Raw genomic sequence first — 12,668 nt, 5'->3', positions numbered from 1 at the left:
TGGTGGCCCGGCTCAGCGCTGGTGCGCGGCGACGTAGTCGGCCAGCACCTGCACCGATTCGACCAGCGTGTCGATCTCGTCGATCGGCAGGGTCACGCCGAGGCGGTCCTTGACCTCGACCATCAGCTGCACCTTGGACATCGAGTCGAACAGCGACTCCATGTATTCGTCGGGCTGCACGCGGGTACCGATCACGCTCTCGACGATGTCGGTTAGCTGGGTCTGGAGGGTCTGCATGTCCATGGGGTTCACCTTGTCAGAACTGGAAATAGAGGAAACGCGATTCTTTGTGCAGGCTCGACAGGCACAGCGCGAGCAGCGACAGCATCAGCAGCAGCCACGGCAGGTTGGGCTGCCAGCGCATCCACGCGCGCGGTGCCGGACTCGGCTTGGCCAGCGCAGGCGAATACACGCCCATGATCTGGTGCGCGTTGGGCGCCAGCCACACCACCGCCAGCAATCCGGCGATGTAGAGCAGCTGCAGGTGGTGACCGGCCAGCAGGCGCCAGCCGTCGGCCGCGCCCATGCCGGCGATGTGGCCGAGGTTGTCCAGGCTTTCCCAGCCGCGCAGGCCGGCCATGCCCTGCACCAGCTGCCACGCCGCGTGCACGCCGTCGGCGCGGAAGAACGCCTGCGCGAACAGCACCGCGACGAAGGTCAGCAGCAGGTAGCCGGCATGCTGCAGCGGGTTGAGCGTGCGCAGCGCCGCCGGCTTGCGCCCGCCGACGAAGATGCGCCAGGCGTGGTTGATCGCCAGGTAGGCGGCATGCAGCAGGCCGAAGATCAGGAACTGCAGGCCGGCGCCGTGCCAGATCCCGGCCAGGCCCATCGCCCACACCGTGGGCAGCACGATCATCGAGGCGAAGCCGCCGGCCGAGGCCACCGCGGCCGGGCCGGTGGCGCGCCCGTGGCGGGTGCGCCAGCGGGTCACCGCCATCGCCACCGGGTAGTACAGGTAGGCGGTGATGTAGCGGGTCAGGGTCATGTGCCAGCGTGCCCAGAAATCGATCACGCTGGTCGCCTTGTAGGGCGAGTTGAAGTTGAGCGGGAAGCGGATGCCGAACATCCGCGCCAGGCCCAGCGCCATGTCCGAATAGCCGGAGAAATCGAAGTACAGCTGCAGCGCGTAGCTCAGCGCGGTGGCCCACGCGCCCCAGAACTGCACCTCGCCGGTGCTGGCGAAACCGGCGTCGGCGTACGGCGCGATGCTGTCGGCCAGCAGCACTTTCTTGGCCAGGCCGATCACGAACAGCATGCCGCCGACCGACAGGTTGTCGGCGTGGAAGCGGTAGGTCTCGCGCTTGCTGAACTGCGGCATCATCTCCTTGTGGTGGAGGATGGGGCCGGCGATCAGGTGCGGGAAGAAGGTCACGAACAGCACGTAGCTGAGCGGGCTGCGGTCGTTGACCACGCCGGCGCGGCAGTCGAGCAGGTAGCCGATCTGGGTGAAGGTGAAGAAGGAAATGCCCAGCGGCAGGATCAACGCATCCATCGGGCCGACGTTGAAACCAGCGTCGTGGGCGAAGGTGACCATCGCCGCGAAGTACTTGTAGTGCACCAGCAGCACCAGGTCGGCGGCCACGCCCAGCGCGGTGACCAGCAGTTGCAGCCTGGGGCGCTTGGCCAGCGACAGGATCGCCAGGCTGACCAGGTAGTTGAACACGATCGAGCCGGCCAGCAGCACCACGAACTGCGGGTTCCACCAGCCGTAGAACACGATCGAGGCCACGCACAGCCATAGCGCGGCCAGGCGCGGCTGCAGCGCGCCGAGCAGGTAGTGCACGCCCAGCGCGACCGGCAGGAAGATCAGCAGGAACAGGAAGGAGTTGAACAGCATCGTCGGTCGGCGCTCAGTCGATCTCGGCCAGCGCCGCGCGTTCGCCGTCGGTCAGCGGCAGCGACAGGGCCATTTCGGAGAATTCCCAGACCACCAGCTTCAGGCTCGGCGGCCATTGCCTGCGCTGCGGCCAGGCCGCCAGCAACGCGCCGGAGAACTGGCCGCCGTCCAGGCTCTGGTTCCACACTTCGCGGCCGAGGGCGTGGCCCAGGCGTTCGCCGAACAGGCTGCGGCGCCCGTTGGAGCTGCCCAGCAGCAGCACCTCCACCGGCGGCGTGTCGTCGAGCAGGCCACCGCTGCGCAGCGGCGCGATGGTCTGCTGCGGCTCGCGGTCCAGCGCCGGGCGCCAGGCCGGCGGCGCATGTTCCAGCCCGGCCAGCACGATCAGGTCGCCCATCCGCGGCGTCGGCGCGCCGGGCGCGCCGACCGCGAAGGCCTGCGCGCCGCGCCCACCGAGCAGCGGCAACGCCGAGGCCGCCACCGCATCGGCGGCGCGCTGCGCGCCGATCCGGTTCATGTGCACGTCGGTGCGGAAGAACACCGGCGCGTCGCCGGCCTGCAGCACCGGCAGCAGGTCGGTCGAGGCCACGCCGGCGGCGGCCAGCGCCTGGTGCCATTGCCCCAGCCGCGCGCGCATCGGCGCCGAATGGCGCAGGCCGCAGGTGTGCGCCTGCTCGATCCGCGACTTGTCCGGCACCGCCACCACCAGCAACTGCACGCCCTGCGCCTGCAGCTGCCGCGCCCAATGCCGCATCAAGCGCACGCGCTGGGCGAACACCGCTTCGCCGGCGCCGGCGGGCGGACGCAAGCCGTCGCGGTAGAACAGCCAGCCTGGGCAGCCCAGCGCGACCTGCGGCCCGGCATCGCCGAGCAGCCGATAACGCAACGCCGCGCCGGCCAGGTCGGCCTGCGCCTGCAGCGGCAGCTTCAGCGCCTGATTGATCGCGCGGCCGGCCTCGCCGTCGGCCCAGCGCGCCGGCGCCAGCGACGCCGCCGGCAGCGGCGCGCGGCCCAGCATCCAGCCACCGGACAACAGCCCGGCGACCAGCAGCAGCACCACCACCACCGCGGTGACCACGTGCGCGCGCGCCGGGGCCGCCGCAGGCAGGGGCGCAGGCGCGCCGGGACGTGCACTCATCGGCTTACTGTCCCAGGGCCTTGTGCAGGCGCGCCTGCCACTGCTGCGCGCTCATGATCGAGGCGTTGTCCCACTGTCCGCGCGCATCCGGGCCCTGCCCATAGGACGGCTCGAACATCTGCCACACCAGCACCTGCGGCTTGGTCTTCTGGAACTCGGGCGATTCCAGGTATTCCAGCAGCATCACCCAGGGGCCGACGTTGCCGGGCTTCCAGTTCACCGACACCGGGCGATCGAGCAGATTGGACAGCTTCTGCGGGAAGCCGAAATACGGCTGCACCATGCTGTGCCCGGTGACATGCAGCGGCGCCGGCGCGTCGTCCAGCAGCGCCTGCTGATCGGACTGGCGGCGCACGGTGAAGGTGTCGCGGCCCACCGCCTTGCGCTGCGCGTCGGTCAGGAACAGTTCGGCCAAGTCGCCGAAGCGGCGCTCGGTGATCTCGCTGCCCAGGGCCATGCCGGTGCCGTCCTGGCCCTGCAGCCGCGGCACCTGCTGGCGGACCTGCGCGGCGACCGCCACGGCCACCGCGTCGGCGGCCGGCTGGGTCCAGTGCTGGTCGCTGCGGTAGAACACCTCCTGCCCGCCCTGCTTGACCTGGCGCAGCACCTGCAGCGCGTCCACCGCCGGCACCTGCGCCGTGCCCAGGCTGTCGTGGATCAGCGCATAGCGGCCGCGCACGGCATCGCTCATGCGCTTGCCGTCGGGCAGCTTGTCCTCGTAGAACAGGGCCTTGTCCGGCAGCACCAGCACGTCCAGGCGGACCCCGGCCGCCGCCAGCGCGGTGCGCGCCTCGGCGATCAGCGCGGTGTTGCGGTCGATCGCCGCGCCGTCGACCTCGGTCAGGCTGCCCCACCCGGGGAACAGCCAGCCGTCCTTGCCGACCATCACGATCGAAGAGTCCTGCGCGGCGCCGGCGGCGGCAGGCGGCGCCTGGGCCAGCGCCGGCGCGGCGGCGAACGCACACAGCAGGCCCAGCCACAACGCGCGGGCATGCGCACGGGGGGACGGGAAGACGGCAGCGGTCATGGCGGTTCCTTGCATGATCAGTAGTAGAGGGTGGCGGTGGCGAACAGGCCCTTGGCGCGCTGGGTATCGCCGCCGCCGATGGCGAAGCGGTACTGCACGCTCAGGTCCAGCGAGGAGCGTGCGGCGTTGTAGCGGTCCTCGCGGAACCAGTAGCGCACGCCGAGGCCGGGACCGGCGCCCAGCGACCAGCTGCGGTCGGTGTCGGACAGCGCGAATGCCTGCTTGCCGATCAGCGGGTAGGCGATGCCGCTGACCCGCGTGCGCTGGTCGAGCCAGTCCGCGCCCACCACCACCGACGGGGTCAGCACCCAGCGCGTCTGCTCGGCGCCGAACCGGTAGCTGCGGCCCAGCCGCACTTCGGCGGCGGCGAACCATTGCGCGCGATGCAGGCGGCCGTCGGAGTCGAGCAGGCTTTCGACCGGGGCGCCGGTGGCGTCCAGCCGGTCCACGCTGAAGCGCGCACGGTTGTCGTCCCAGCTGTAACCGGCCTGCGCGTAGCCGCTCAGCGTCCACCACTGGTTCACGTCGGTGCGCACGCCGGTGCCCTGGTAGAAGCCGTAGGTCAGGTACGACATCCAGCCGCCGGCATCGCTGTCCAGGCGGTAGCGCGCCAGCGTGTTGACCTGCAGCGGCTGGTTCGAGTCGCGCTGGATGCGGCACTGGATCGCGGCCGAATCCGGATAGACGCCGCCGTTGCGGGTGGCGGTGCCGAGGAACTGGCGGCGCTCGATGCCTGCGCTCAAGCCGGTGCGACCGAACGCGTAGCGCACGCCGAACGATCCGATCGTGGAGGGCCAGCCGGCGATCGAGCGCGAGCGGCTCAGGCGCTCGGCCCGCGCGCGCGCGTCCTCGGTGGCTTCGCCGGTGCAAGGATCCACCGCGCGCACGGATTCGAAGGTGCCGCCCTCGTCGTACAGCGTGTTGGCCATGCGTGCGTACGCTTCCAGCGTGCCATGGCGGTTGTTGAGCGCCTCGGGCCGCCAGAACGCCTCCACGGTGCCGAAGGCCGAATCGCCCGGGGTGCTGATCGCCGACCCGCCCAGGTTGGTCGCGGCCTGGCGCGCGCCGCGGTAGCCGGCCGAGGCGATCAGGCCCCACTCGCGCGAGAGGTTGGCGATCGAACTGCGGGTGTTGTAGCGCTGCGCCTTGTCCAGCGGCAGCCGGCTCTGGTCGGCGCGGTCGATCGCGCTGCGCAGCAGCGCCACCGCCTGCGTGTTGTCGCCCTGCGCGGCACTGGCATAGGCCTGGTCGAGCACCACGCTGGGCGGCGCCTTGCCGGTGGCTTCGGCCGCGCGGAAATCGTCCAGCGCCTGCGCCGGTTCGCCGATGCGCTGGTACAGATAGCCGCGCTGCATCAGCAGCCCCGCGTCGGCGGGGCGCTGGCCCAGCGCGCTGTCCAGGCGTTGCCGCGCCTGCGCCTGCTGGTCACTGTCGCCGGCGGCCAGCGCGGTGGTGAGCAGGTTCTGCAGGCTGGCGTTGTCCGGGCTCTCCTGCAGTGCGCGCTGCGCTTCGCGAATGGCCTCCTGGTAGTCCTGCCGCCCGTACGCGGCGTAGGCGCGTTGCGCGGGGCTGCCGCTGCCCTGCAGGTCGGCCGGGGTCAGTTCGCACTGGGTGCCGTAGGGCGTATCGCGGCATTGCTGGAACGGCGCCGGGTACGCCGCCAGGGTCAGCGTCGGGACCGCGCGCGCCTTGCGCAGCGCCTTCTCGCGCTGGGCGACGGCCTGGCCGATCTGCTGGCGCGCGGTGTCGTCCGCGTCGGCCAGCGGATCGGCCTGCAGCGGTTGCAGCAGGCGCGCGGCACGTTCGCGGTCACCGGCGGCGATCGCCGCATCCACCGCCAGCAGGCGCACGTTGCGCTGCTGTTGCGCATCCAGCCAGTCCTGGCGCAGGGCGGCGTCGAAATCGGCGTTGGCCTCGGTGGTGCGCAACTGGCGCTGGCGCAGATACCCGCGCATGACCAGCGCCACGGTGTCTTCGCTGTCGTTGTCCAGGGCCTGGTCGGCGGTGTCCTCGGCGGCGGACAGTTGCCCGTCGAGCAGTTGCACGGTCATCAGCAGCAGGCGATGCGAAGCCACGTCCGGCGCGTACGCCACCGCTTGCCGGGCGAATCCGGCCGCCGCGGCGAAGTCCTGCGCGATCAACGCCTGGTAACCCTCCTGCGCCGGCTTGACCGAGCGCTGGCGGCCCAGCGCCACGCGCTTGGCCTGCAGGTCGGCGACATTCGGCGCGCCCAGCTGCACCGCCGTGGCGGCAGCGGCTTCGGCCTGTTCGAAGTGCTGTTGCGCCTCCAGCGCGGCCACCCACAGGATCGCCCAGGCGCCCTGCTGCGGCTGCTGGCGGAAGGCCTGTTCGGCCTTGTCCGCGGCCTCGGCCATGCGGTCGTTGTTGTAGGCGTCGTAGGCCTGGGTGGCCAGCGCGAAGGCGCGCTGGTAGGCCTGTTCGGCCGCGCTGGGGCGCGCGGTGGCGCGTGGCGCGGGTGCGCCGCCGGCGCGCGCGGAGGCGGAGGCCGCTGCCGGCGCCGACGCCAGTCCCGGCAGCGCCGGATCGCGCAGTCCCTCGGCCAGCGCGCGGCGGGCCTGCGCGCGCGCTTCGTCGGCGCGGCCCAGCTTCTGCAGCGCGTAGATCTGCAGCAGGCGCAGGCGCGCCACGTCCGGGCGCAAGCGCGCCGCTTCGGCGGCCTCGCGGCTGGCGCGCTGGTAATCGCCGCGTGCGTAGGACGCGTAGGCGTCTTCGGCGATGCGGTAGGCGGCACCGGCCAGCGGTGGTTGCTGCGCATAGGCGGGGACGCTGCCCAGGCCGAGCAGGCCCAGCGCGATCACGGCCGAAAGCAAGGTGATTCTCATGCCTGCAGTTCTCCGCCGGCGCTGTATCGGGGTAGGCCGGCGCGGCGATGCTGCTCGCGCACGGCGGTGGCGATCGCCGCCTGGGTGGCGACGCCCTGCTTGACCAGGTGGTCGCCGATGCGGCCGTCGCGTTGCGGCTTGTATTCGTCGAGCACGCGCTCGAACTGGTCGCGCGCGATCAGGCGCATCTCCACCAGCAGATCGCCCAGCAGCGGCACCGCGTCGATGCGGTAGCTTTCGCCGCTGATCAGGCGCAGGCCGGCATTGATTTCGCTTTCGCGCGCGATCGATTGCCTGAGCACGCTGGCGTGCGCGTCCTGCAGCAGCCGTTCCTGCTCGGCCTCGGACAGCGCGTTGGCCACCGCGACCGCCAGTTCGTCGGGCGCGCTAGGCGGCAGCGGCAGCAGGCGCCACTGCACGCAGGCCTCGACCGACAGCGGGAACTGCCCGGCCTGCAGGTAGTCGACGTCGATCGCCGCGCGCGGCAGGTCGCCCTGGAAGGCGATGGCCTCGGCCAGGGTTTCGTCGTCCAGCCAGCCCTGCGCGACCAGGATCCGGCCCAGCGGCTGCTGGCGCCCGCCCTGCTGTTGCTGCAGCGCCTGCTGCAGGCGTTCGGGTTCGACCGCTTCCCAGGTGGCCAGCAATTCGCCCAGGCGCCGGCGCGTGTGCACCAGCTGCGCGGCGGAGGGGAAATCGTGCATGGTCTTGTCCCACACCATGCGCTTGCCGAACAGCAGGTACAGCAGGAACATGCGCCAGGCGCGCGCGGTGGCCATGAAGTTGATCATGTTGCCGACCACCATGCGCGGGATCGACATCAGCGCATGTTCCCACCCGTACAGGCGGTTGACGAAGTAGAAGCGCTGCGCCACGCGCGTGACCAGCGCCGCGGTGGTCAACAGCGCCACGTTCATCTGCCAGGTGCCGTTCTGGAAGATGGTCGGGAACTGGGTGCTCCACGCGCCGGTCACCTTGAGCACCCAGAACAGCAGCAGCTGCAGGAAGATCAGGTAGGCGAAGACGCTGATGAACGAGGTGACGATGCCCTTGCGGTCGCGCGCCAGCAGGTACTTGGTCGCCAGCGAACCGCGCCAGCCCAGCGTCTCCCAGCTCTGCAGGCCGATGCCCAGCACCCAGCGCGCCTTCTGCCGGTACGAGGCGCGGAAGTTGTCGGGGAAGTATTCGCGCACGCACAGCGCCATGCGCAAGGTGCGCTCGCGCACCGGGCCCCAGCCGAACCACGACGCGCGGCGCACGCGGAACTGCACCGGGAAGCGCGCGAAGATCGAGTGCATGCCCATCGCCGCCAAGCGCGCGCCGACGTCGTAGTCCTCGGTCAGGCTGTCGGTGTTGAACGGCTGGTTGCCGGTGGCCTCGCTCAGCGCCACCAGCGCCTTGCGCGAGAAACAGGTGCCCACGCCGGCCGAGGGCACCATGCCGGACACGCTTTCGCGCACCACCAGGTCCTTGGCGTGCCACTCGGCGAACTCGTCCATGTACACGCCGGCGACCAGTTCGTACCACTCGCGGTCCAGCGAGGTCACCGGCAGCTGGATCATGTCCTTGCGCGGCAGCAGGTAGTTGAAGAACCGCAGTTCCATCGGATGCAGCACGTCTTCGCTGTCGTGCAGGACCACGCCGGCGAATTCGATGCCGTGGCGCTTCTCGTACTCGAAGATCGCCAGCACCAGCCAGTTCAGGCAGTCGGCCTTGCTGGTCGGGCCGTCGTGCGGCACCTCGATCCGGCGCATGCGCTTGTAGCGCCGGCACATGCGTTCCACTTCGGCGATGGTCTGCGGGTCGTTGGGATAGGTGCCGACGAAGATCACGTAGTCGTGGTAGTCGAGCACGTCGACCATGTTCTCGACCATCTGCCCGATCACGTCGTACTCGGCCCAGGCCGGCACCATGATCGCCAGCGTCTGTTCGGGCCGCTGCAGCAGGTCCTGCTGGGTCAGCGGCCGGTATTCGCTGCGCTGCTTGAGGATCAGGGTGCGCCAGATTTCGCGCACCCAGTACCAGGCATCGATGAACAGGTCATCGAGGCTGGAGATCAGGATCACCACCGCCACCACCACTGCCGCCGTCTCCAGGAAGGCGTAGTAGTTGGCGAGGTGGATGTTCCAGTACAGGCCGTCCACAGGCGGTCAGTGCCCGGACTGGACGGACTTGCGGCGGCGCCGGACCTGGGTCACGCGCGCGGCCAGCAGCATGAACACGATCACCCCGACCAGCACCAGCAGCCACACCATGTGCTGCTGCCACAGCGGCTGCGGGTCGGCCTGCTCGGCCAGCTGCGCGCCGGTCGGATCCTGGCCGTCGAAGTCCTGCACCAGACCGCGCGCATCCAGCAACGCGAGGTTGCCGCGGATCAGCCGGAACGGCGCGTCGATCTGCGGCCCCTGCGCGCCCAATTCGCGGTAGATCACCCCGGTGTTGGCGCCGCTGCCGACCACTTCCACCAGTGCCGCGCGGTCGAGCCCGGCCACGTCCAGCAGCACCTTGTCGCCCGGGCCGGACACCACCAGCTTGCCGTCGCGCAGCGCACCGCTCTGCGCCAGGCCCTGCGGGGCCAGCACGAAGCTGAGGTAGGCGCCGTTCGGCGCGATCGCCGTCTTCGCATCGCCGAGCTTGAGCGTGGCGGTCGTCGGCGAGGCGCCGGTCGCGCTGGCGAGGTGGATCACCTTGGCCAGCGTCGCCGGCGCATCCTGCAGCCAGCTCGAGGGCACGAACACGTCGTGCGGGCCGGCCAACTGCGCGGCCGCGCCGACGAAATCGCCGCCGAGACTGCGGTCGGCCAGGCGGATGTGGCTGCTGGGCAGCACCGACACCGGGTAGCCGGTGGCCGGATCGTGGCAGTACGGGCGTGCCGGCTGGCGCAGGAAGCTGATCCGCACCTGGTTGCGCGCGGCCAGCGCGTAGCTCGGCACCTTGGCGACCAGGCGCTGCGGCTTGCCGTCGCTGTTGAGCACCTTGGCGCCCACCAGGTAGTCGTTGAAGAAGATCGAGGCGACCGCGCCCTGCCCGGCCGGGTTCGGCGCGGCGGAGACGTCGATCACCACCTCGCTGGGCAGGCGTCCGTCGCTGGACAGCGCGCCCAGGTCGAAGCTGGCGGTGCGATCGCCGCGCGCGACGATGTCCAGGGTCCCGGACATGCTGCCGAGACGGTTGAGCAGCACCACGCCCTTGTCGGCCGGCGGCTGCAGCGCCTCGCCGACCCGCAGCGAGCGGCCCAGCGCATAGGCGCGCCACTGCTCGGTCAACAGGCCGGCGACCTTGGCGCCGGCACCGGTGGCGACCAGCAGGGTCGGCCGTCCGCCGACCAGGGCCACCTGCACCGAGGCCTTGTCGGCCGCCTGCTCGAACCCGGCCATGTCGGCCTTGCGCCATGCGGCGAACGCACCGGCCGCGTCCGGCGACGCCGCGCCGACCTCGCTGGCCAGCGCATCCAGCGCGGCACGCACGCCGGCGCGCAGCGGATCGCTCAGCACCGCCACGTCCACCGCCAGCGGACCGGCGTCGCCCAGCGACAGCAGCGCGCCGACCTCGGCCAGGCTGCCGATGCGGTGAGTGGCGCTGCCGTCGGCCAGCGCCGCGTAGGCGGGAATGCCGGCCAGGCTGGCCGGGATCGCCAGCCCGCGCAGGTCCACGGTCGTGCCCACGGCCGGCAGCGCGACCACGTCCACGCGCTTGCCGCCGTTCTCCAGCGCGGTGCCCACGCGCCACGCGGCGTCGTAGCTTTCCACGCTGGTGGCGCGGCCATCCACCAGCAACCGCACCTTGGCCGGCAGCGCGCCCCAGGCCTTGGCCACGGTGTCGATCGCGCGGCCGTCGAAGCGGTAGCTGAAGCGCGAATCCGGCGACAGCCGCAGCACGTTGGCCGGCGCGCTCTGGTCGGCGCACTCGTATTCGGAAACCACCGACCACCAGCCCACGCCGAAGCGCACGAAGCCGCTGGGGCGGGCGAACCCGTCGATGCCGATCAGCTGGCTGGCGTCGCCCTGCGCATCGGTGATCGACCGCGCCGACACCGGGTCGCCGTCGATCGACAGCAGGCTGGAGGTGCGTCCGGTGTGCCCGCGCAGGTAGCGCGCATCGACCTGCAACTGCGCGTCGCGGGTAGGCACGCCGGCCGGCACCGGCAGGTAGATCTCGCGCTGGCTTTCCTGGCCGCTGAGCACCAGCGGCTGGGCGAAGCCGAGCTCGCGCAGCGTCATCGAGCGCTGCACGGTGGTGTCGCCGGCCCACTCGCCGAACTGGCCGGCGACGGAGTCGGCGGCGGCAGCGGGGTTCAGCGGCGCCAGCAGGACCAAGGCCAGCGGCACTACCTTGGGAAAGCGTGCGGTACGACGTCGGGTCTGGGTCATGGCATCGATTCTGAAAGAGGGAAGTTGGAAACCGCCGCGGCACGGCCGGGGACGCATGGGTCGAACGGGTCGAACGGCAGGCCGCGCAATGCGGCCACGATCCGCGCCGATGCGCGGCCATCGCCATACGGGCTGGCGTCGGGGAGGAACTGCGCGGGCCGCACCGGCTGCTCGCAGGCGGCAGCGACCGCGGCCACGATCCGCGCCGGATCGGTGCCGACCAGGGTGACCACGCCGGCCCGGACCGCTTCGGGGCGCTCGGTGACGTCGCGCATCACCAGCACCGGCCGGCCCAGCGCCGGCGCTTCTTCCTGCACCCCGCCGGAATCGGTCAGCACCACGTGCGCGCGCTGCATCAGGCGCACGAAGGCGAGGTAGTCCTGCGGCGCGATCAGGTGCACGTTGTCCAGCCCGCCCAGCTGCGCGTGCACCGGGCCCTGCACGTTCGGATTCAGGTGCACCGGGTAGACGATCTGCAGGTCGCGGCGCTGCGCCAGTTCCGCCAGCGCCTGGCAGATGTTGGCGAAGCCGTCGCCGAAGCTCTCGCGGCGGTGCCCGGTGACCAGCAGCAGCTTGCGCTCCGGCGCCAGGAACGGGAACTGCGCATCGACCGCGCCGCGCAGCACGGCATCCTGCTCGAGCCGGCCGACGGTCTGTTCCAGCGCATCGATCACGGTGTTGCCGGTGACGCCGATGCGGCCGGACAGGTTTTCCTGCTGCAGGTTGCCGCGCGCGCTGTCGGTGGGCGCGAACAGGTGGTCGGCGACCACGTCGATCACCCGCCGGTTCATCTCTTCCGGCCAGGGCTGCTGCAGGTTGCCGGTGCGCAGGCCCGCTTCGACGTGGCCGACCGGGATGCGCCGGTGGAAGGCGGCCAGCGCCGCGGTCATCGCGGTACTGGTATCGCCGTGCACCAGCACGCGGTCCGGCTGCACCTGCGCGTACAGGGCGTCGAGCTTGTCGAACAGCCGCGAACACAATCCATTCAGGGTCTGGTTCGCTACCATGACGTCTAGATCGTGGTCCGGCCGGATCGCGAACAGCGACAGCACCTGGTCCAGCATCGCCCGATGCTGGCCGGTGATGCAGACCAGGGACTCGATGCCCGGCGCGGCGTGCAGCGCACGGACCAGCGGCCCCATCTTGATGGCTTCAGGGCGCGTACCAAAAACGGAAAGAACCTTCACCAACCCGCTCCATGTGGTATCAATAGCGTGATGCTCGTCACACTATAGCCCGTCAGGTGGAGGCGCGCCACCCGGTGCGGCCTGGCGCGGGGTTCACTGGGCGCTCGATATTGCTGTTTCCCGGCGCCAGTCTTCCGCGGTTTTCGAGGATTTTCGCGGGAGAAACGGCCAATTGCCCGCCACAACGGGCAGGGATGACGCCGTTGTAGACAGATGCGCTGGCGGCGGAGCGGCATCCTGGCCCGGGACGACGCCGGCCGGACGTGGCG

General features: G+C 71.0%; 8 protein-coding genes. All 8 read right to left on the bottom strand.

Annotation, left to right across the window (positions count from 1 at the left end):
- Nucleotides 1-12 precede the first annotated feature (12 nt).
- The 8 genes from NUG20_RS04395 to wecB are packed head-to-tail and all read right to left on the bottom strand — an operon-like array spanning nt 13 to nt 12,399.
- Nucleotides 13-243, bottom strand: a complete 231-nt coding sequence (locus tag NUG20_RS04395; protein WP_263397239.1) for an acyl carrier protein — start codon at nt 241-243, stop codon at nt 13-15.
- Between the two features lie 13 nt (nt 244-256).
- Nucleotides 257-1,837 carry an MBOAT family O-acyltransferase gene (locus NUG20_RS04390; RefSeq protein ID WP_263397238.1) on the bottom strand — a complete coding sequence of 527 codons (1,581 nt, stop codon included), beginning with the start codon at nt 1,835-1,837 and terminating at the stop codon, nt 257-259.
- 13 nt (nt 1,838-1,850) lie between these two features.
- Nucleotides 1,851-2,975 (bottom strand): alginate O-acetyltransferase AlgX-related protein, encoded by a 1,125-nt coding sequence (locus NUG20_RS04385; RefSeq protein WP_263397237.1) that lies wholly within the window; start codon nt 2,973-2,975, stop codon nt 1,851-1,853.
- A gap of 4 nt (nt 2,976-2,979) precedes the next feature.
- On the bottom strand, nt 2,980-4,002 hold the full coding sequence (locus NUG20_RS04380) for an alginate O-acetyltransferase AlgX-related protein (RefSeq protein ID WP_263397236.1): 1,023 nt from the start codon (nt 4,000-4,002) through the stop codon (nt 2,980-2,982).
- A gap of 17 nt (nt 4,003-4,019) precedes the next feature.
- Nucleotides 4,020-6,845 carry an NfrA family protein gene (locus NUG20_RS04375; protein WP_263397235.1) on the bottom strand — a complete coding sequence of 942 codons (2,826 nt, stop codon included), beginning with the start codon at nt 6,843-6,845 and terminating at the stop codon, nt 4,020-4,022.
- Nucleotides 6,842-8,986 (bottom strand): glycosyl transferase family protein, encoded by a 2,145-nt coding sequence (locus NUG20_RS04370; protein WP_263397234.1) that lies wholly within the window; start codon nt 8,984-8,986, stop codon nt 6,842-6,844. The genes NUG20_RS04375 and NUG20_RS04370 overlap by 4 nt, the downstream gene beginning before the upstream one ends.
- A gap of 6 nt (nt 8,987-8,992) precedes the next feature.
- Nucleotides 8,993-11,212, bottom strand: coding sequence for a cellulose biosynthesis cyclic di-GMP-binding regulatory protein BcsB (locus NUG20_RS04365; protein ID WP_263397233.1), 2,220 nt, complete (start codon nt 11,210-11,212; stop codon nt 8,993-8,995).
- Nucleotides 11,209-12,399: a non-hydrolyzing UDP-N-acetylglucosamine 2-epimerase gene (gene wecB / locus NUG20_RS04360; RefSeq protein ID WP_263397232.1), complete on the bottom strand. Its 1,191-nt coding sequence runs from the start codon at nt 12,397-12,399 to the stop codon at nt 11,209-11,211. Before wecB ends, NUG20_RS04365 begins: the two co-directional genes overlap by 4 nt.
- Nucleotides 12,400-12,668: the final 269 nt, after the last annotated feature.

The sequence above is a fragment of the Xanthomonas sp. CFBP 8443 genome (assembly GCF_025666195.1).
Taxonomy (GTDB): Bacteria; Pseudomonadota; Gammaproteobacteria; order Xanthomonadales; family Xanthomonadaceae; genus Xanthomonas_A.
The sequence above is the reverse complement of the archived record's forward strand: the minus strand, read 5'-3'. Positions and strand labels throughout refer to the sequence as shown.

Excerpts from the sequence above, each read along its gene's own strand:
- NUG20_RS04395 (WP_263397239.1), bottom strand. The coding sequence starts at position 243 with ATGGACATGCAGACCCTCCAGACCCAGCTAACCGACATCGTCGAGAGC.
- NUG20_RS04390 (WP_263397238.1), bottom strand. The coding sequence starts at position 1,837 with ATGCTGTTCAACTCCTTCCTGTTCCTGCTGATCTTCCTGCCGGTCGCG.
- NUG20_RS04385 (WP_263397237.1), bottom strand. The coding sequence starts at position 2,975 with ATGAGTGCACGTCCCGGCGCGCCTGCGCCCCTGCCTGCGGCGGCCCCG.
- NUG20_RS04380 (WP_263397236.1), bottom strand. The coding sequence starts at position 4,002 with ATGACCGCTGCCGTCTTCCCGTCCCCCCGTGCGCATGCCCGCGCGTTG.
- NUG20_RS04375 (WP_263397235.1), bottom strand. The coding sequence starts at position 6,845 with ATGAGAATCACCTTGCTTTCGGCCGTGATCGCGCTGGGCCTGCTCGGC.
- NUG20_RS04365 (WP_263397233.1), bottom strand. The coding sequence starts at position 11,212 with ATGACCCAGACCCGACGTCGTACCGCACGCTTTCCCAAGGTAGTGCCG.